This window comes from Rouxiella badensis (genome assembly GCF_002093665.1).
Lineage (GTDB): Bacteria > Pseudomonadota > Gammaproteobacteria > Enterobacterales > Enterobacteriaceae > Rouxiella > Rouxiella badensis.
On the sequence record NZ_MRWE01000009.1, the window covers coordinates 78,100 to 97,664 of the forward strand.

At 53.9% G+C, this 19,565-nt stretch carries 15 protein-coding genes; 7 read left to right on the plus strand and 8 right to left on the minus strand.

Annotated elements, in window-relative coordinates; translation table 11 throughout:
• Positions 1-148: 148 nt before the first annotated feature.
• Together BS640_RS07430 and sbcB are read left to right on the plus strand one after the other, a co-directional pair.
• A complete protein-coding gene (locus BS640_RS07430; RefSeq protein ID WP_084912286.1) occupies positions 149-445 on the plus strand; it encodes a chorismate mutase in 297 nt (98 codons plus the stop codon).
• 263 nt (positions 446-708) lie between these two features.
• Positions 709-2,139: an exodeoxyribonuclease I gene (gene sbcB / locus BS640_RS07435; RefSeq protein WP_084912287.1), complete on the plus strand. Its 1,431-nt coding sequence runs from the start codon at positions 709-711 to the stop codon at positions 2,137-2,139.
• Between the two features lie 68 nt (positions 2,140-2,207).
• Here the strand turns inward: sbcB and BS640_RS07440 are convergent, their stop codons facing one another.
• Positions 2,208-3,584: an APC family permease gene (locus BS640_RS07440; RefSeq protein WP_017493356.1), complete on the minus strand. Its 1,377-nt coding sequence runs from the start codon at positions 3,582-3,584 to the stop codon at positions 2,208-2,210.
• 502 nt (positions 3,585-4,086) lie between these two features.
• Positions 4,087-5,523 carry a glutamine synthetase family protein gene (locus BS640_RS07445; RefSeq protein WP_017493355.1) on the minus strand — a complete coding sequence of 479 codons (1,437 nt, stop codon included), beginning with the start codon at positions 5,521-5,523 and terminating at the stop codon, positions 4,087-4,089.
• A 389-nt stretch (positions 5,524-5,912) separates the two neighbouring features.
• Here BS640_RS07445 and puuD point away from each other — a divergent pair, with 389 nt between their 5' ends.
• The 3 genes from puuD (at position 5,913) to BS640_RS07460 (ending at position 9,513) form a co-directional block, all read left to right on the plus strand.
• Positions 5,913-6,722, plus strand: a complete 810-nt coding sequence (puuD, locus tag BS640_RS07450; RefSeq protein ID WP_017493354.1) for a gamma-glutamyl-gamma-aminobutyrate hydrolase — start codon at positions 5,913-5,915, stop codon at positions 6,720-6,722.
• 317 nt (positions 6,723-7,039) lie between these two features.
• Positions 7,040-8,521, plus strand: a complete 1,482-nt coding sequence (locus tag BS640_RS07455) for a sugar ABC transporter ATP-binding protein (RefSeq protein WP_084912288.1) — start codon at positions 7,040-7,042, stop codon at positions 8,519-8,521.
• Entirely contained in the window at positions 8,518-9,513 is a 996-nt protein-coding gene (locus BS640_RS07460; protein WP_017493352.1) for an ABC transporter permease, read from the plus strand. The genes BS640_RS07455 and BS640_RS07460 overlap by 4 nt, the downstream gene beginning before the upstream one ends.
• 39 nt (positions 9,514-9,552) lie before the next feature.
• Here BS640_RS07460 and BS640_RS07465 read toward each other — a convergent pair whose 3' ends face one another.
• The 4 genes from BS640_RS07465 to yieE all read right to left on the minus strand — a co-directional run bounded on the left by BS640_RS07465 (position 9,553) and on the right by yieE (position 14,232).
• The gene (locus BS640_RS07465) at positions 9,553-10,401 is read right to left on the minus strand and encodes an ABC transporter ATP-binding protein (RefSeq protein WP_017493351.1); all 849 of its coding nucleotides are present in this window, start codon (positions 10,399-10,401) and stop codon (positions 9,553-9,555) included.
• The gene (locus BS640_RS07470; protein ID WP_084912289.1) at positions 10,398-11,495 is read right to left on the minus strand and encodes a FecCD family ABC transporter permease; all 1,098 of its coding nucleotides are present in this window, start codon (positions 11,493-11,495) and stop codon (positions 10,398-10,400) included. Before BS640_RS07470 ends, BS640_RS07465 begins: the two co-directional genes overlap by 4 nt.
• A gap of 257 nt (positions 11,496-11,752) precedes the next feature.
• Positions 11,753-13,228 carry an amino acid permease gene (locus tag BS640_RS07475; RefSeq protein WP_017493350.1) on the minus strand — a complete coding sequence of 492 codons (1,476 nt, stop codon included), beginning with the start codon at positions 13,226-13,228 and terminating at the stop codon, positions 11,753-11,755.
• Positions 13,229-13,359: 131 nt separating this feature from the next.
• On the minus strand, positions 13,360-14,232 hold the full coding sequence (gene yieE / locus BS640_RS07480) for a DNA-binding transcriptional regulator YeiE (protein ID WP_017493349.1): 873 nt from the start codon (positions 14,230-14,232) through the stop codon (positions 13,360-13,362).
• Positions 14,233-14,567: 335 nt separating this feature from the next.
• Between yieE and BS640_RS07485 the strand changes: the two genes are divergently transcribed.
• Both BS640_RS07485 and nfo read left to right on the plus strand, forming a co-directional pair.
• Entirely contained in the window at positions 14,568-15,623 is a 1,056-nt protein-coding gene (locus BS640_RS07485; protein ID WP_139802794.1) for a YeiH family protein, read from the plus strand.
• 110 nt (positions 15,624-15,733) lie between these two features.
• Positions 15,734-16,600, plus strand: a complete 867-nt coding sequence (nfo, locus tag BS640_RS07490) for a deoxyribonuclease IV (RefSeq protein ID WP_017492243.1) — start codon at positions 15,734-15,736, stop codon at positions 16,598-16,600.
• Positions 16,601-16,799: 199 nt separating this feature from the next.
• Here nfo and BS640_RS07495 read toward each other — a convergent pair whose 3' ends face one another.
• Positions 16,800-17,555 carry a YoaK family protein gene (locus BS640_RS07495; RefSeq protein ID WP_017492244.1) on the minus strand — a complete coding sequence of 252 codons (756 nt, stop codon included), beginning with the start codon at positions 17,553-17,555 and terminating at the stop codon, positions 16,800-16,802.
• A 301-nt stretch (positions 17,556-17,856) separates the two neighbouring features.
• A complete protein-coding gene (gene fruA / locus BS640_RS07500; protein WP_017492245.1) occupies positions 17,857-19,563 on the minus strand; it encodes a PTS fructose transporter subunit IIBC in 1,707 nt (568 codons plus the stop codon).
• Between the last annotated feature and the right edge of the window lie 2 nt (positions 19,564-19,565).

Here is a 19,565-nt window from a genome sequence, read left to right on the forward strand (position 1 = left end):
CTCGCTGAAGCTGAAAACCTGTTAAATGACCGGCTTAATATAGCCGGTATCCCCGAACTCTCCCCTGCTCCCTTTTTGGTTCAACACTGGATTTAATCGAAATTTTAGGTAATCTAACGAACTCATGTACTAGTTAGATGGATTAAAAATGAATTTTTCGTCAATAGATGACGTTAGAAATCGCATCGATCAAATTGATAGTGAATTGGTTAAATTGATCGCCCAACGCAGCGAGTGCGTCAAAGCCGCTGCCGCTTTTAAAACCGACCACGCGTCCGTTCGTGCTCCTGACCGGGTCCAGCAGGTTATCGATAAAGTGCGTAAACAGGCCACCGAAGCAGGGCTTCCCGAAGTCATTATCGAGAAGGTCTATCGCACCATGGTAGGCGCGTTTATCGATTATGAACTCGAGCAACATGACACATTGCAACAGAAAAAAGCCTGACATCGTTCGTCGATATTCTATCGAGCCGGTGTCAGGAACCTGGATATCGGCTAAAAATAGCAGTGCTATGGACATCGCAGCGAAAACGAAATTAGAAGGCCAACCCGCCCAGAGGTGGTATCCTTACCTCCAGACCGTCACTCTCAGCCCAGCCTGTTTTCTCTGATTATTGATCACAATGGCTGAGAAATACGCCAACCAGGTGATTTTTTAACGGCATGTTTTACAAGACAATTAAATTCAGATTAAGGCCTTAACCCGCAATGCGAGACAAAAGCGTTCAGCCCACTTTCTACTTTCACGACTATGAGACTTTCGGCACCCACCCGGCGCTGGACCGCCCTGCGCAGTTCGCTGGCATACGTACTGACGCTGATTTCAATATTATCGAAGAACCTCTGGTTATCTACTGTCGCCCTTCTGACGACTATCTGCCGCAGCCTGAAGCGGTGATGATCACCGGCATTACCCCGCAGCTCGCGCAGGCCAAAGGGCTGAACGAGGCCGATTTTACCGCGCAGATCCATCAGGCCTTCAGCGTGCCCGGCACCTGCATCGTGGGTTATAACAATATTCGCTTTGATGATGAAGTCAGCCGTAATATTTTTTACCGTAACTTCTACGATCCTTACGCCTATAGCTGGCAAAATGGAAATTCTCGCTGGGATCTTCTCGACGTAATGCGCGCCTGCTATGCGCTGCGTCCCGACGGCATTAACTGGCCGGAGAACGAGGAAGGGTTCCCAAGCTTCCGCCTTGAGCATCTCACCCGCGCCAACGGCGTTGAGCACGAGAACGCCCACGACGCGATGTCTGACGTCTACGCCACCATTGCCATGGCGCGTCTGGTGAAACAGGCTCAGCCGCGACTGTTCGACTACCTGCTTGAACATCGCAATAAACACAAAATCAACGCGTTAATCGATATTCCGACCATGACGCCACTGGTCCACGTCTCCGGTATGTTTGGTGCTGCACGCGGTAATACCAGCTGGGTTGCGCCGCTGGCGTGGCATCCGGAAAATAAAAATGCGGTGATTGTCTGTGATTTGGCGGGGGATATGACGCCTCTGCTCGAACTGGACTCTGACCAGATGCGCGAACGTCTGTATAGCCGTCGCGGTGACCTGCTGCCGGGTCAGTCTCCGCTGCCTATTAAGCTGCTGCACACCAATAAATGCCCGATTCTGGCCCCTGCCAAGACCTTGTTGCCCGAAAACGCCGAGCGTTTGGATATTGACCGGGACCGCTGTCTGCAAAACTTGCAGCTGCTGCGCCAGAACAGTCAAGTACGTGAAAAAGTGGTGGCGCTGTACGCCGAAGCTGAGCCATTTACTCCTTCACAGGATGTCGATGCACGGCTCTATGACGGCTTCTTTGGTGATGCCGATCGCGCAACGATGCGCATAATCCAGCAGACCGCAGCGGAAAACCTGCCTGCGCTTGACCTTAAGTTCCAGGACTCCCGTCTCGAAAAGCTGTTGTTCCGTTTCCGGGCGCGCAACTATCCACACACGCTGAATGACGACGAGCAGCGTCGTTGGCTTACCCATCGTCAGGAGGCGCTGAGCGCCGAGCGCGTTCAGGATTATATCCTCCAGCTCGAGTCACTGTATAACCTGCATGAAGAAGATGCGGAGAAAACCGCCCTGCTCAAACAGCTGTTCGACTACGGTAAAAAACTGGTCGGCTAACGCGCTTACCAACGCAAAAAGGGACTCAATCGAGTCCCTTTTTCTTTACGCATAAACCGCTAAACAGATTAGATTACTTCAACTTCTTCGCTCATCTGCGGCGGTGGCTGACGGAAGCGGCGAGTGATAAAGGCCAAATAAGACAGGCCAATCGCGCCCCATACCAGACCCAGCGTCATTGAGCTGGCTTCCAGGTTCAACCACAGCGCACCCACGGTCAGCGCACCAATCACCGGCAGAATCAGATAGTGAATGTGGTCACGCAGCGTGCGGTTACGTTTTTCACGAATGTAGAACTGGGAAATTACCGACAGGTTAACGAAGGTAAAGGCCACCAGCGCACCAAAGTTAATCAGCGCGGTGGCGGTCACCAGATCAAAGCTAATCGCCGACATCGCCACCAGGCCAACCAACACCACGTTAAACGCCGGGGTACGCCACGTAGGGTGAACGAAACCGAAGATTTTCTCTGGGAATACGCCGTCACGGCCCATCACGTACAGCAGACGCGAAACACCGGCATGCGCCGCCATGCCTGATGCCAGTACGGTCACGCAGGAGAAGCACAGGATAACGAACTGGAATACCTTACCGCCAACAAACAGCATGATCTCCGGCTGAGACGCGTCCGGATCGTGGAAGCGAGAGATATCCGGGAAATACAGCTGCAGGAAGTAAGACACCACCACGAAGATAATGCCGCCGATAAGCGCGGTCAAAAAGATCGCGCGTGGGATAACTTTAGCCGCGTTTGGCGTTTCTTCAGACAGTGAACTGATGCCGTCGAAGCCCAGGAACGAGAAGCACAGAATCGTCGCCCCGGTAATCATCGGCACGGTATGCGCATTCTCGGACCAGAACGGTTTGCTGCTCACCAGCGTGCCAGTGCCTTGACCATGGAACACGCCATAAATCAGCAAGCCAACGATAAGCGCCATGATAGCCACCTGAACCACCACCACGATGCTGTTCATATTGGCAACCAGCTTAATGCCGCGCAGGTTAAAGGCCGTCATCAGGCCTACCAGCGCCACAACCCAGATCCACGAAGGGAAGCCCGGGAAAATCGCCTCAAGATAGATTTTGGCCAACAGGATGTTGATCATCGGCATGAACAGGTAATCCAGCAGCGACGACCAGCCCACCATGAAGCCCACGTGCGGGCTAATCGCCTTCTGCGCATAGGTGTAGGCAGAGCCCGCTGACGGGAAACGCTGAACCAGCTTGCCGTAGCTCACGGCGGTAAAAAGCACGGCAACGAGCGCGAACAGGTACGCGGTCGCGACGTGACCGTCGGTCATGCTGGTAACAATGCCGAAGGTGTCGAAAATGGTCATCGGCTGCAGATAGGCCAGGCCCATCATCACGACCTGCATTAAGGTCAGGGTACGACGAAGCTTCACGCGAGGTGCAGCAGCAACAGTAGCGGTGTGATTATGCGACATGGTTCAGCCTCCCCTTACCTGCAACATTCTGGCGTGCTACGGCCTGATTCAGCAAGGTACTGGGGATACTGCTCGATGATAAAAATGGGGGATTCATCCTCACGTTGCTGACGCATGGCGAGAAGGCGGCGTGCTGTTGTGCACGGTGGAAAGCAACACCGGAAGGAACCGGTACAGGTTTGAAAAATTGCCCCATCTTACATTTCCTCATAGTGCCGACCGTTTATTAATTGGGGGTCGCGCACGAAATCTGGTTATCTATCCGGATCTGGGTCCGGCCTCTGTTGGATTAGTGTAAAAAACCATGCAAAAAAAATAACCGGCGCGTTTAGGCGTCGGTTATTTTGCATGGCCGCTATTTTGCACCAAGACTCGGCCTTATTTCAAGATATTGCGGGCTTAACTCGACAATTTATTTTCTTAATTTCCCGACTGACCCAACGGACAGTAAGGTAAAAATGAACATCATGTCGACGAAAAGCTGAGGCAATCATCTAATAAATCAGGCATTTTTTAGCATCCAATCAATTTCTGTTTCTGTTACACGGCGTTCAAACTGAAGTAATTCATCAGATTTGCAGCGGTGATAAACATGGCTGAATCGCTCGCCCAAATAACGTTTGAGTTCGGTTTGTTGGTCAAATTCTTGCAGCGCGTCACTTTGGCGGATAGGCAACGGGAACCCTTCCTGCTCCAGACCGTTGCCGGTCACCGGCTCAGGCAGCGGCAAAATGTTGTCTAATCCGTACAGAACACCGGCCAGCACCGTGGCGACCACCAGATACGGGTTGGCGTCAGCGCCTGCTACGCGATACTCCACGCGGTGATTTTTGGCATCGCTGCACGGCACTCGTAGCGCAACGGTACGATTATTGTGGCCCCACGAGGCTTGGGTAGGTACATACATACCGGGCTGGAAGCGGCGGAAGGCGTTGATATTGGGAGCCAATACCGCCATCGAAGCGGGCATCATGGCAATCATTCCTGCCAGCGCTCGTTTCATCAGCGCCGAGTCCTTACCCTCTTCTTCGTTGGAGAACAGGTTTTTGCCGTTGTCGTCCAGAATACTGAGGTGAATATGCATGCCGCTACCGGCGTACTCGTCATAAGGTTTGGCCATAAAGGTGGCGTCCATCTCGTGATTTTCGGCCACCAGGCGCACCAGTCTTTTCAGCGCCAGCGCGTGATCGCAGGCGCTAAGAATATTTTCTGTATGATGCAGATTGACCTCAAATTGACCCGGGGAGGACTCTGCCACGGCGCCATCGGCCGGGAGCCCCTGAATGTGCGCCAGCCGGTCAATGTCGCTCAAGACTGCAGCGAAATGGTCAAGATTATCCAAAGAATAAACCTGATTCTGTATGTTGCGGTCCTGCGTTCCGGGGGTGCAGGGTGGCTGCAATGCGCCCTCTGCATCGCGCTGCCTGTCGAGCAGATAGAACTCCAACTCTACCGCTACCACCGGGAACAGGCCCCGTTGGCGCAATGTTTGCCAGATATGGTTCAACACATTGCGGGGTTCAACGTCAAAGGGAGTGCCATCTTCGTCAAGCATGGTCAACAGCAACTGCCCGATATGTTCGGGGTCGGAGGCGGAAGGTGTCAGCGTGCCGGGGATAGGCAGGCAGATGCGGTCGGGTTCACCCAGCTCTTGGCCGAGACCCGCTTCTTCCACTACGTTTCCTAAAATGTCCATCGCGAAGACGGAAGCCGGGAAATAACAGCCTTTTTCGATTTTTCGAAGCGCAGAGAGAGGGATGCGTTTACCGCGAAAAGTACCATTTAAATCAGTGAGGAGAACATCAACGTGCTGAGTTAGTGGGTGACGCTCCAGGTACTGAGACACTTCATCCTGGAACGCGCTGCTTCGCTTCTCTTCGCCTTGAATCGCGAAGTCTTCAACTTCGATGTTTTGAGTAATCAGGTCAATTGCTTGCATAGGATTTCCGCCGTTTGCATGTGACTGGCGTCTAACACATTACCCTCATGGTAATGTACGCCAACGTTAATTCGCTCTGTTCAATTGCTGTATTCCCGCGATTAAAGGTGCCAAAGAGAAGATAAAAAATCCGTTTAAACCGATCTTAATAATGTAAATGCACTATAAATATAGACTATGTAGGCGACCTTAAGATTGCCGACTTAAAAACCTTAACCTCTGCATACAGCCCTTGCAACTGCAACATCCTATTAACACTTCCGTTTGATCATGCTTCTTCAGGCTGCTAAGTTTTAAAATAAACGGATAAAAAAAAGTCACTTTTGTTGGGCGAAAGCGGAACAATAGGAAGGCTATCAGCATTTTAATCAACTCACAGGGGCGGTAAAATGGACAATATTTCTTTCACTTTAGAAAGCAAAGAAGCGCTGAGCACGTCTGAGGCGGCCTATCGTCCGGTTATCGGCGTCGTAATGTGTGAAAACACTATCGATGAAAACCCGGCGCTGACGGTCCATGAGAAATATCTCGACGCAATCTTTAATGCCGACGGATTCCCTATCGCTCTTCCCCACGAACTGGCCTCGCGTGAAGGCGCCCTCGAAAGTATTCTTTCGCGCGTTGACGGTATTTTTCTTACCGGCAGCCCGAGCAATATTGAACCTCATCTTTATGGGGAAGAAGGCGTCGAGGCGCTGGCTGACCCCGGACGCGACAAGCTGAGCATCGCGCTGATAAAAGCCACGCTGGAGAAAAAAATCCCTCTTTTCGCCGCCTGTCGCGGCATGCAGGAGCTGGTGGTTGCCACAGGTGGCACGTTGTACCGTAAAGTTCACGAACAGCCGGGCTATATGGATCACCGCGAAGACACTCATCTTCCTCACGACAACCAGTATGATCTGGTGCACCCGGTTGAAATCAAACCCGGTGGCCTGCTTTCGGAGCTTTTGCCTGATTATCAACGTTTCGAGGTTAACTCGCTGCACGGTCAGGGGGCAAAACGCTTGGGCGCAAGCCTTACCATTGAGGCCGTGGCGCCGGACAATCTGGTTGAGGCGGTCAGCGTGCGCCACCACCCCTTTGCGCTCGGTGTGCAGTGGCACCCGGAGTGGCATAGCCTGACGGATCCGGTATCCAAAAAGCTTTTTGAAGCCTTTATTGCGGCATGTCGGGAGAGGCATGAGCTTTTGAAAATTTAGAATTTTCATAATTACAGGGCGGCTGCCCTTGACCTGACTTAAGGTTTTTTAGGTCAAGGGCAGCCGCTTTATAAGCGAAGCGTCTGCTATTGATCCCAAAGAACTTATTTGCAATTAAAAGCCTCTTAAAAGCCCTACCTTATAATGATTCCTCCCACCTTATATCCTTAAGTTCGTTGCTTAAATCCCTGTCTGTGATACAAATTTCTGCTTAATTTTTTTTAGTGACGGTTTCACCGGCTAACTATTTTCACCGCTATCAATTCTAATAAGGGTTTCTCACCGTGAGTTCGCCACCGCTTTCTTCACGCCTGGAGATGCGTAATATCTCAATTTCATTTGGCGGCTTTTCTGCGCTGCATCAGGTGGACTTCACGCTCGAAGGGGGCGCGGTGCATGCGCTGGTGGGCGCCAACGGTGCTGGCAAATCTACCCTGATGGCCGTACTTTCAGGGGCTTACAGTCACTACAGCGGCCAGATAATCATTGACGGAAAACCGGTCACGATTTCGCAGCCGCATCACGCGCGTGAACAAGGGATTCATCTGGTGCAGCAGGAGGTCGACATTGCGCTGATCCCCACGCTCAACGTGGCGGAAAACATCATGCTCGACGAGCTTTCAGAAGCCGGGCATCTGCATCACTGGTCGAAAATTTACCAAAGTGCGCAAGAGCTTACTCAGCAGCTGGGTCTCAAGATTAACCTTCGTGAGCGCATCGAAAACTGCACGCTGGCCGAGAAACAGCTGATTTTACTGGCGCGCGCGCTGTCGCATCAATGCCGTTTTCTGATCCTCGATGAACCGACCGCCCCGCTCGACCACGCCGAGAGCGAGCGCCTGTTTGCACTGGTGCGTCGCCTGCGTGACGAAGGAATGGCGGTGGTGTTTATCTCCCATCGCATTCATGAACTGCGGGATATCTGCGACCGCATGACCGTGCTGCGCGACGGGCGTCTGGTGAGCGATGACAGCATGCGGGGCCTCACCAATGAGCACATCATCGAAAAGATGATTGGTCACCAGATTAACGATATCTACCCCGCTCGCCGCCCCGCGCACGGCGGTGAAACGCTGCTTAAAATCAAAGGACTGCACGATAAACACAAGCTGCGCGACATCAGCCTCACGCTGCATCGCGGCGAAATCCTCGGTATAGCCGGTCTGGCGGGGGCCGGTAAAACCGAACTCTGTAAGGCGCTGTTCGGAGCGTCACCAAGCCGGGTTGACCACGGCGAGCTCTACGGCAAGGCGTGGAAACCGAGCGAACCGTATCTGTCGGTGGAGCAAGGCATCGCGCTGGTGCCGGAGGAGCGCCGTAAAGAAGGCGTCTTTATCGATGAAGATATCCCCATGAACCTCAGCGTTGCCGCCGACAACAGCTTCTCGACGCTGGGCATATTCAACCGCGCGGCCTCACTGAGCTGGGCCAAAGAGATAATCACCCGTCTGGGGATCCGCGCCTCAGGACCGTTGCAGAAGCTGGCTCGCCTCTCGGGGGGGAATCAGCAGAAGGTCGCAATCGGTAAATGGCTGCGCAGCGAGAGCCAGATCCTTATCTTCGATGAACCGACCAAAGGCGTCGACATTCGCGCCAAGCAGGACGTCTTCAGGCTGATTGATGGACTGGCACAACAGGGAAAAGGCATCATTTATGCTTCGGGCGAGTTCGCCGAACTGGTCGGACTGTGTGACCGAATTTTAGTACTTTGGGATGGTCGCATCGTCGCCGAGCTTAACGCCGCCGACGTCGACGAACAGACCCTTTTAGATTATTCAACCGGAGGAACCCCCGCGTGAGCAACGAACACCCCTTGAACGCGCCGCAACCCTGGCGTCATCATATTTTCGAATTTCTTTATAAGTGGGGAATGTTGCTCACCGTGGTGGCGCTGATCGCACTGTTTGGTCTTTCTTCCAGCAACTTCCTCGAGATGTCGAACATCATCAACATCATGCGATCCATCGCAATAGTGACGGTGATCGCCATCGGCGTATCGCTGTCGCTGTCAGTGGGCGGCTTCGACCTTTCGGTCGGATCGACCGCGTCGCTGGCCAACGCGCTGGTGATCTCGATGTTCGTCTGGCACGGCTTCGGCACCGTTGAGGCGATCGCCATTACGCTGTCGCTGTGCCTGCTGGTAGGGCTGTTCAACGCCTTCCTGATTGTTATCCTCAAAATCCCTGACATGCTGGCCACGCTCGCCAGTCTGTTCGTGATTCAGGGTGCGGCGATGACCTACAGCTTCGGCGGGTCAATCACCGAAAACATGCTGATGCCGAGCGGCGACATGGCCGAAGGCACGGTGCCGGCGGTCTTCAGCCTGCTAGGTCAGGTGCCGGTTATTGTCATCGTGATGCTGGTGGTGACCGTCGCCGTTCAGCTGTTTATGTCGCTGACCAAGCACGGCCGACGTATGTACGCCATCGGCGGCAACCCGCTGGCCGCACGTCTGGCCGGGATCCGCACCGCTCGCTATCGCGTGATTGCCTATCTAATGTCGTCCGTGCTGGCCGGGGCCGGGGGGATTTTGCTCGCTTCGCGCATCGGCTCATCACAGGTTAACGCCGGTGGCGGCTATCTGATGGACGCAGTCGCGGCAGCCTATATCGGCTTCTCGTTGGCCGGTTCAGGCAAGCCAAATGCTCTGGGTACCCTGCTCGGCGCGGTTATCCTCGGCGTGCTGCAAAACGGACTGGTGATGCTCTCGGTGCCTTACTACGCGATGGATATCATTAAGGGACTGGTGCTGGCGATTGCGCTCGCGCTGACCTATATTCAGAAAAGATAGTCAATAAAAAGGCTCCTCACGGCGAGGAGCCTTTTGCAATCAGATAGTTGGCGTAGCCACCAGACCGTCGATCAGAATTTGCGGCGTACCCTGCGAGCAGCGTTCGATACGCCCTCTCACGCCATAGACCTTCGCCAGACTCTCGGCGGTAATCACCTCTTCGGGCTTGCCGTCGGCAATCAGTTGACCGTCTTTGAGCATCAGTACGTTGTCGCCGTGACGCAGCGCGATGTTGATATCATGCACCACAACCACGGTAATAATGTTTCTTTTACGCGTCTCGCGGCGCACCAGGTCCATCACGTGGAACTGGTAATTCAAATCCAACGCGCTCAGGGGTTCATCGAGCAACAGCAGCGAAGGTTGACGAATCAGCGACTGCGCCAGCCCCACCAGCTGCTTTTGACCGCCGGAAAGCTGATCCAGATATCTCAGCGCCAGATGTTCAATACCCAGCAGTTTCAGCAACTCCATCACCTGCGAGGTGGTCTGCGCCTGATGTGCAAAGCCACCCGATGCGCGTTGAGCCACAATGATCGACTCTAAAACGTGCAGATGCACACCCGCCGGCAGCGACTGAGGCAGATACACCACCTGCTCGGCGCGCTTGGCAAACGGCATTTTCATCAGGTCGTGACCGTCGAGAATCATCTCACCCTGCGCACGGTTCAGACCGGCGAGCGAGCGCAGCAGCGTGGATTTACCGCTGCCGTTGGGGCCAAGCAGCACGGTGATTTGTCCACGCGGAAGCTTGGGCACGTTGAGACTGCTTATCACCGCGCGTTTAGGGTAACCGGCGGTAAAGTTACGGATTTGCAGGCCCTGCGCGGCATCTTGACCTTTGCGAGGTTGCAGAGAAATCACATTGTCATCTATTGCAAGGCTCATACCGTCCCTCTATGGCGCAGAATAATGCTCAGGAAGAAAGGTACACCGACCAGCGAGGTCACAATCCCCACCGGAATAATCACGCCCGGCACCAGATTTTTAGAGGCGACAGAGGCCAGAGACAGTACCAGTGCGCCAATCAGCGCGCTGGCAGGCAGATAAAAACGATGGTCTTCGCCGAACATCATGCGCGCAATGTGTGGCGCGACCAGGCCGATAAAGCCGATAGGCCCGACGAACGCCACCGCCAGCGCAGAGAGAATGCTGATGCGCAGCAGCGTGCCGAGACGCAGACGACGCACGTCAATACCGAAGCTTACGGCGCGGTCTTCACCCAGACGCAGCGCGGTCAGTTTCCAGGAACTTTTCATCGACAGCGGCAGCAGAATCACGAAAGCCCCCGCCATGACCGCCAGTTTTATCCAAGTCGCGCGCGCCAGACTGCCCATGGTCCAGAACACCAATCCCTGCAAGGTATCTTCGGAGGCGATAAACTGCATCAGCGAGACCAGTGCGTTAAAGGTAAACACCAGCGCGATACCAAACAGCACCACGCCTGAGCTGGCAACCTGCGTCCAGCGGGTGATACCGTCAAGCATCAGCGCGGCGAGCAGCGCAAAGATAAAGGCGTTGGCCGAGATAAACCACTGGTCGGGAATACCAGGAATACCGATATTCAGGACGATAGCCAGCGCAGCCCCGAAGGCCGCGGCGGAAGAGACGCCCAGAGTGAAGGGGCTTGCCAGCGGGTTATTGAGGATAGTCTGCATCTCTGCGCCCGCCAGGCCCAAAGACATGCCGACCACCACCGCCATCAAGGCGTAAGGCATGCGAATATCCCAGACGATAACGCGAGTCCCCGCGTCTGCCGCCTGAGCATGGAAAATAGTTTGCCACAGCGTATCGAGCGACAGCCCTGCTGGCCCCATCACAAAGTCGAGCACCAGTGAGGCGAAGATAGCGATCACCAGAACCAACATCAGGGAAAGACGACGACGTAGAATGGTTTTGTAGCGTCCCATCACGCTGCCGTCTAACGTTGGCTCGTCACGGTGGCTGGCTACATTGAGGAGAGGATCGGTTGAAGCACTCATGTTTACACTCATTCTCGCTTGGCACTGCGTGGCTAAAAGGGCTAGATAACGCAGGTACAATAGGTAACAGTAATATAAACGATAACTATTATCAATCCAGTATAAAGCGGCCGATGCGCTGTAGCTTAACAAAAAACGGTAAAATTAGCGGCTTAGGGGTAACAAAGCGTAACCCGAAATGACTCCCCTCTCCCGCGCGTTTGGCGAAAGAGGAGAGAGACAGAGGCCGGTGGACAAATCAGCCTCTGTTAAAACGACTATTTAATCTCGGTCTCAGGGAATTCCATGTCCTGATACTTGATGAACTTAGTGCCCCTGGTCAGCTTGTAACCAAACCAAATCACCAGGAACAGCGGGATTCCGATATAGGTCGCCGCAACGCCGTACCAGTCAATTTTAGCCTGCAAGAACGCCTGATAGTTCTGACCTAGCGTGATGATAAGACACAGCACGAAGGCAAAAATCGGTCCCAGCGGGAACAGGCCTGACCGGTAAGGCAGCGCATTGAGGTCACGCCCCTGTGCCACATAGCCGCGACGGAAACGATAATGGCTGATGGCGATACCTAGCCAGGCGATAAAACCGGTCATGCCCGAGGTGTTCAGCAGCCACATATAGACCGACTGATTGCCGTACATCGAACTCAGGAAGCACAGCGCCGCCACCACGGTGGTGGCATACAGTGCGTTGCGCGGCACGCCGCCCTTCGACAGCTTGGCGAACATGCGCGGTGCCTTGCCTTCGGTCGCCAGGTTGTAGAGCATACGGGTTGACGCGTACATGCCCGAGTTACCTGCGGACAGCACCGCCGTCAGGATAACCGCGTTCATCACCGCCGCCGCAGACAGCAGACCGGCATTGCGGAACACCAGCGTAAACGGACTCACGCCGATATCCTTCACGTCGTTACGCAGCAGGCTCGGATCGGTGTAAGGAATGATCAGGCTGATAACCAGAATTGCCAGCACATAGAACAGCAGGATACGCCAGAATACCTGACGCACCGCACGTGGGATGTTCTTGCCCGGATCTTCAGACTCACCTGCTGCCACGCCGATGAGTTCGGTTCCCTGGAAAGAGAAGCCCGCTATCATCGCCACGCCAATCATCGAGGCAAAGCCACCGGCAAACGGCGCATCGCCGATAGTCCAGTTATGCCAGCCCGCGTGCTCGCCACCTTTCATAATACCGAAGATCATCATCACGCCAACGGCGATAAAGACGATAACGGTCAGCACTTTAATCAGGGAGAACCAGTATTCGGCCTCACCAAAACCGCGCACCGAAATATAGTTGAGCAGGAAGATCACGCCGAGGAACAGCGCACTCCAGATCCAACCTGGGGTATGAGGGAACCAATAGTTCATCACCAGCTGTGACGCGACCAGTTCAACGGCAATGGTCACCGCCCAGTTGTACCAGTAGTTCCAGCCGAGTGCGAAACCAAAGCCTTCTTCGACGTATTTTGCGCCGTAAGTAGAGAATGAGCCTGCCACCGGCATAAAGGCCGCCAGTTCACCGAGGCTGGTCATGATGAAGTACACCATCAGACCAATTAACATGTAGGAGAGCAGCGCCCCGCCGGGACCTGCCTGAGAAACCGTTGCACCCGAAGCCACGAATAGCCCCGTACCGATGGAGCCACCAATGGCTATCATGGTGAGGTGACGGGCTTTTAGCTCTCTACGCAGAGTGGGAGCCACCTGCTGATTTTTTGTATGCTGTTGAGCCATCTTTGCCCTATTTCTGCTCGTCATGAGTAATTTTAGGCGCGGATTGTAGCAAAAACTCTCGAGCGAGATAGCAGGAACACCCCATCATAAGAAGGCTTCATAATCGGCCGCCGATTATTAGCAAGACCGTGTTATACCAATTCTTTGCAATAGGTGAGGAAACGCGACAAGGCGTTAGAGATGTGTTTTTGTCGATGGTGAATAAGATAAAGCTTACGCACCAACGGCGGGAGAGGCAGCCTGATTTCGACCAGCGAGCCGCTGCTCAGCTGTTCAGAAATGACGCGGCGCGACAGACAACTAATGCCTATCCCGTGACGTACGGCGTGCTTGATGGCTTCGGAATTACCCAGCTCCATGACCAGATTGAAATCCGGCAGCTGCGACAACAGCAGGTGATCCAATACTTCACGCGTGCCTGACCCACGTTCACGCAGGATCCACGGCGCGGCAGCAAGCATCTCCAGCGTCACGTTTTTACCGGCCAGTGGATTATCCGGCGCGCCGAAGACCACCAGCTCGTCGTCGAGCCAGGACTGAGTAATCAGTTCCGGCATGCGGCACGGACCTTCAATAAGCCCGAGATCAACGCGAAAATCGGCTACCGCATTGATGACGTCGTCTGTATTACCGACGTTTAATTCAAGGGGAGTTTCAGGGAAGTCCAGCCGATAACCGGCAATCATGGCAGGCAACATATAGTTGCCGATGGTGCTGCTGGCACCAATTTTGAGGGAACCGCTGTCGTGACTGAATAAACGTTCGATTTCACTGGCCTGCTCGAGCAGCGCCAACGCTTTCGGATACAGCAAACGTCCGTGCTCGTTGATAACCAAACGCTTACCCACGCGGTCAAAAAGCTTCACTCCCAACTGCCCTTCTATGTCCGCCAGCGCCGCACTGACCGCCGATTGTGATAAAGACAGAACAACAGAGGCCTGGGTGGTTGAGCCACTCTTAAGCACCTCGGAGAAAACTTCCAGTTGACGCAGTGTAATATGCATAGAGTCTCGTTATCTATTATCCGGCCTGCCCGCTGCCCGATAATTTGATTGATTCAAAAGTAAAAAGTGCTCAGCGTCGCATCTGCACCCCTTGGCCGAATCCGCTCCTCCCAATAAAGAGTATAGCTCCATCCGCACCGCCGTGTGCGACAGACCATTGTTATCATTCTATACCAGTTTTTCAGGTTGGTTATAGGATTATAATCAATTTCATATTTATGCCTGCACTGGATAAGCTTATGCCCAGGTCATCTATGCAGGATAAAATTATGAGCCACGTCTTACCCGAACATCATCGCCAACACCAGGCGCACGGCAATGCACAGCACAAATTCATGCTGCCTTATCCTTTTGGACGCGTTTTACCGGGTTTAGTTCTAACCGCAGCGATTACCGCCCTCGCATTGTGGTTAAGCCATTTTGATTTGCTCAACTCGCTCGGCCTCAGTGCCCTGACGTTGGCCATCGTTATTGGTATGTTGATAGGCAATACCGTTTATCCACTCGCCCGCCCACGCTGCGCCGAAGGCGTCAATCTGGCGAAGCAAAAGCTCCTGCGGCTCGGGATAATCCTCTATGGATTTAAACTCACCTTTACCCAAATTGCCGACGTCGGCGCGTCCGGTGTCGTTATTGATTTGCTGACCCTCTCCAGCACCTTTTTACTCGCCTGCTGGCTGGGAAAACGGGTTTTTGGCCTGGACAACGACACCGCGATGCTGATTGGCGCGGGCAGCAGCATCTGCGGCGCAGCGGCGGTGATGGCAACGGAGCCAGTGCTGAAGGCCGATGCGGACAAAGTGACAGTGGCGGTAGCGACGGTGGTGATTTTTGGCACCGCGGCAATTTTCCTCTACCCGTGGCTGTGGCAGCTCAACCTGCACTATCACTGGCTGGAGATAACCGCAAGCCGCTTCGGCATCTATACCGGCTCAACTATCCATGAAGTTGCGCAAGTAGTCGCAGCAGGTCACGGGGTTTCCCCCGACGCAGAAAACGCGGCAGTAATCGCCAAAATGCTCCGTGTCATGATGCTCGCGCCTTTCCTGCTGCTCGTCAGCCTGTGGAAGAGTCGTCGCCAGCCGCAAACGGCCGCGGCTACCGAGGGGAAAAGTCTGTGGTCCGCCATCACACTACCGTGGTTTGCGCTGTGGTTTATTGGCGTGGCAGCCTTCAACACTTTCGGCCTGCTGCCGCAGAGCTGGGTGCATTTTCTGCTGACGCTGGACACGATTCTGCTGGCAATGGCGATGGCAGCGCTGGGGTTAACGACTCATTTCAGCGCGCTGCGTCAGGCCGGAGTCAAACCCCTAATGATGGCGGCTGTGCTGTTTATTTGGCTAATCGTTGGCGGGGCAGGCATCAACCTGTTGGTACAACACCTGCTCTAATGAATAAAAAGCGGGCATTTTCGCAAGACTTTTAACATTTATTGCCTGCCCCCCTGTGCATAAAGCGGTTATCATTCAGAACAACAGGACATAACTAAACAGGGGGTAACATGAAATTTGTAGGGGCACACGTTAGTGCAGCAGGCGGAGTCGATCAGGCAGTCTTGCGGGCACATGAGCTGGAAGCGACTGCATTTGCGCTGTTTACCAAAAATCAACGGCAATGGCGCGCGGCTCCCCTGGCTGAAGATGTTATTGAACGCTTTAAGGCAGCCTGCCAAAAGTACAATTACAGCAGCAACCAAATTCTCCCGCACGACAGCTATCTGATTAACCTGGGCCATCCGGTGACGGAAGCGCTCGAGAAATCCCGCGAAGCCTTCATCGATGAACTCCAGCGTTGCGAACAGCTGGGACTGTCATTGCTGAACTTCCATCCTGGCAGCCATCTGATGCAGATTGATGAAGACAAGTGCCTTGCCACCATCGCCGAGTCTATCAATATTGCTTTGGACAAAACCGAAGGCGTGACGGCAGTTATCGAAAACACCGCCGGTCAGGGCAGCAACCTCGGCTTCCGTTTCGAGCATCTGGCGAAAATTATTGCCGGCGTTGAAGACAAAAGCCGCGTTGGGGTATGCATCGACACCTGCCACGCTTTTGCTGCCGGTTATGACCTGCGCACCCGCGAGGCCTGCGAGCATACCTTTAAAAACTTCGCCGACGTGGTCGGGTTCAAATACCTGCGCGGCATGCACCTGAACGACGCCAAAAGCGAGTTCAACAGCCGGGTTGACCGCCACCACAGCCTCGGCGAAGGCAATATCGGCAAGACCGCCTTCAGCTATATCATGCGTGACTCGCGTTTCGACAACATTCCAATGATCCTCGAAACCGTCGACCCGGAAATTTGGGCCACCGAAATTGCCTGGCTCAAAGCAGAACAGACAGCCGAAGACGACGAAGCCGCCGCCTAATTCTTCTGCCGATCTTCGGCAAGTTTTTCGGCCAGCCTGCGCGTCAACTCGGCCGCAGGCAGTGCTCGGCAAAGTAGCGCACCCTGTCGGGCCCAACGGGGCCCAGTTGGGCAAGTAGCCGTATACGCCCTTCTCTTTTGCCGCCGAGTGCAGAAAAAAAGTCTTCAGGTTTAATGTCGTCCTTTCGATATAATCAGCGTCACGACACGCCCTGTCTCAGGATACGACGATTGGCTCGAAGAAGGGTTGCCAATATCCCCCCCACGGCAATCAGCACAATAAAACCACCTACCGCGGCCATCGAGTTGAAACCAAACTGTTTGTAGAGCAACAACCCCGATATACCGCCAATAAGAAAAGACATTATAGTCACCGCATGGGTAATAAACTGGCTGCGCTGTGCCTTGATTTGTTTCGAAGGGTCGCGGCGCATCAGCGTAGCTATTACCGCGCCCAGGGCGATGCCGGCATCGGTCAGGGTTCCGGTAATATGCGTCGAACGCACGCGCCCGTTGGAGAGCTGGGTTGAGGTGGAATTATGGATCCCCATCAGGAAGCTCAGAAAAACGATAATTTCGTGATTGTTCTTCGACGAGAAAAATAATATTTCAAACAACGAGGTCAAAATTAACATAACGCCCTCGATTAGAAGAATTATGCTGAATATTGTGCGGATATTGTTCTTTATTCCGCCGATCGCAATCAGCCGAGAAAGCATTGCGCCAATCACGAAGGCGCCAATAATAGCCGACAGAAACAGTACGTCGCTTAAATCAGTATTCGATACTTCTGAAGAAAGTTGAGAGGTATTTCCAGACATATGCGAGGGAAAAAAACCGAATGCGCCCAATGCCATGGCATTGAGAATACCGGCCGTCGTTGCCAGCAAAAGAGCCAGATGACGGTCTTCGGTGTGCGTCCTGCCACCCTTTCGTTTTATCAACATATTCAACATGATGGCAACCTCGTTTAACTGTTATTTAATCAGTATATATAACCAAATACCTCAAATAGCCTATTTATTAAAAGTATTGTAAATATTTGTCTTTATTACGGCGAAGCAAAATTCACCTCATGACAAAAACAGCAATAGGACGATTATTATCGTTAAGGGGAAAAATATTAAGTTATAAAATTTCAATAACTAGGAGGATATTTATCCATAAATAGATGACATCATCCTGCTACTCATAAAAATAGCGGCAAAAAAAAGCGCTGCCCGAGAGCAGCGCTTATCATTATAAACGTTTGAAAGCTTAGCTGTTTGCAACGACTTTCGCGGCAATCGCAGCATCAGAACGTTTAAGGATGGCGTAGGCCACACCCGCCAGCACGGTACCGGCCAGAATGGCCACCAGGTACAGCAGAACCGGTGTGATAGCGCCAGGGATGAGCAGCACGAACAGACCACCGTGCGGTGCCATCAATTTTGCACCGAAGGCCATCGACAGTGCCCCCGTCAGCGCTCCCCCAGCGATACAGCAAGGCAGAACGCGCATCGGGTCACGAGCAGCGAAAGGAATTGCCCCTTCAGAGATGAAGCACAGGCCCAGCACCAGCGCCGCCTTACCGCCCTCGCGCTCACCCTGTTCGAACTTATGACGCGCCAGCAAGGTCGCCAGACCCATCGCCAGCGGTGGCACCATACCTGCCGCCATAATGGCCGCCATTGGGGCATAGACCGAGGAACTCAGCAGAGCGACACCAAACGCATAGGCCGCTTTGTTAACTGGCCCACCCATGTCGGTACACATCATCGCGCCGAGGATTGCGCCCAACAGGACCGCATTGGCGGTGCCCAGAGACTGCAACCATGCAGTCAGACCCGCCATGATTTTCGCGACCGGCGTACCCACCACGTAGATCATGATTAGACCGGTTATCAGGCTCGCCACCAGCGGAATGATCAGTATCGGCTTAAGCGCTTCCATACTCTGCGGCAGACGCAGCTTGTTGCTGATAAATTTCGCCACATAACCCGCGAGGAAACCGGCAATGATACCGCCGATGAACCCTGCACCCGTGCTCACCGCCAACATACCGCCGATAAGACCCGGAGTCAGACCCGGACGGTCAGCAATCGAGAAAGCGATAAAACCTGCCAGAACCGGCACCATCAGCGCGAAGGCCGATGCACCACCAATCTGCATGAGCGCAGCGGCCAGCGTGCCTTTAACTTCAAAGGCCTTGATACCAAAGATGAATGACAGAGCGATACACAGCCCTCCCGCCACCACCATCGGCAGCATGTAGGACACACCGGTCAACAAGTGACGATACGGACCGCTGCCAGTCTCTTTTTTCTTGCCGGAAGACGCCTGCCCCTGCTTCTTAGGCTCAAACAGCTCGGCTTCGACCAGTGCCTTGTCTAATTCCTGCTTGGTCTTTTTCAGCGCCAGGCCGGTCGAGGTACGGTACATCTGCTTACCGGCGAACTTCTCGAGGTCAACCTCGATGTCGGCGGCAACGATAACCAAGTCTGCGGCGGCAACTTCTTCAGGGGTGATGGCATTACCGGCACCGACGGAGCCGCGCGTTTCAACCTTCACCCACCAGCCACGTTTTTTCGCTTCACTTTCAATGGCTTCGGCCGCCATAAAGGTGTGCGCCACGCCGGTCGGGCAAGCGGTCACCGCGACGATACGTTTAGGACCGGCAGCAGCAGGTGCCGCAGAGGCCGCGGTTTGCACCGGCGCATGATAGGCTTTAGCTTCGGTGGAAGCGCGCTGCACGAAGGCATCCGGCTCACGCACCGCATCGGCCAGCGATCCCAGATACAGATTCTTACCGTTCAGTCCGGCTTCTGCTGGCACGGCATCGCCCACGGCGAGAACCCATTCGGCTTCAGCGGCGCGAGTGACAAGCTGATGCCCTGACTTTTGCACGGCGGCAGCAAGCATATTTTTTGCAATCTGCGCACTTGCCTGTCCAATCTCTTTGTCTACTATCAGCAGCGTTTTCATTC

What these genes read in the sequence shown, in the direction of transcription:
- BS640_RS07430 (WP_084912286.1), top strand. Translation starts at nt 149, where the DNA reads ATGAATTTTTCGTCAATAGATGACGTTAGAAATCGCATCGATCAAATT.
- sbcB (WP_084912287.1), top strand. Translation starts at nt 709, where the DNA reads ATGCGAGACAAAAGCGTTCAGCCCACTTTCTACTTTCACGACTATGAG.
- BS640_RS07440 (WP_017493356.1), bottom strand. Translation starts at nt 3,584, where the DNA reads ATGTCGCATAATCACACCGCTACTGTTGCTGCTGCACCTCGCGTGAAG.
- BS640_RS07445 (WP_017493355.1), bottom strand. Translation starts at nt 5,523, where the DNA reads ATGCAAGCAATTGACCTGATTACTCAAAACATCGAAGTTGAAGACTTC.
- puuD (WP_017493354.1), top strand. Translation starts at nt 5,913, where the DNA reads ATGGACAATATTTCTTTCACTTTAGAAAGCAAAGAAGCGCTGAGCACG.
- BS640_RS07455 (WP_084912288.1), top strand. Translation starts at nt 7,040, where the DNA reads ATGCGTAATATCTCAATTTCATTTGGCGGCTTTTCTGCGCTGCATCAG.
- BS640_RS07465 (WP_017493351.1), bottom strand. Translation starts at nt 10,401, where the DNA reads ATGAGCCTTGCAATAGATGACAATGTGATTTCTCTGCAACCTCGCAAA.
- BS640_RS07470 (WP_084912289.1), bottom strand. Translation starts at nt 11,495, where the DNA reads ATGAGTGCTTCAACCGATCCTCTCCTCAATGTAGCCAGCCACCGTGAC.
- BS640_RS07475 (WP_017493350.1), bottom strand. Translation starts at nt 13,228, where the DNA reads ATGGCTCAACAGCATACAAAAAATCAGCAGGTGGCTCCCACTCTGCGT.
- yieE (WP_017493349.1), bottom strand. Translation starts at nt 14,232, where the DNA reads ATGCATATTACACTGCGTCAACTGGAAGTTTTCTCCGAGGTGCTTAAG.
- BS640_RS07485 (WP_139802794.1), top strand. Translation starts at nt 14,568, where the DNA reads ATGCTGCCTTATCCTTTTGGACGCGTTTTACCGGGTTTAGTTCTAACC.
- nfo (WP_017492243.1), top strand. Translation starts at nt 15,734, where the DNA reads ATGAAATTTGTAGGGGCACACGTTAGTGCAGCAGGCGGAGTCGATCAG.
- BS640_RS07495 (WP_017492244.1), bottom strand. Translation starts at nt 17,555, where the DNA reads ATGTTGAATATGTTGATAAAACGAAAGGGTGGCAGGACGCACACCGAA.
- fruA (WP_017492245.1), bottom strand. Translation starts at nt 19,563, where the DNA reads ATGAAAACGCTGCTGATAGTAGACAAAGAGATTGGACAGGCAAGTGCG.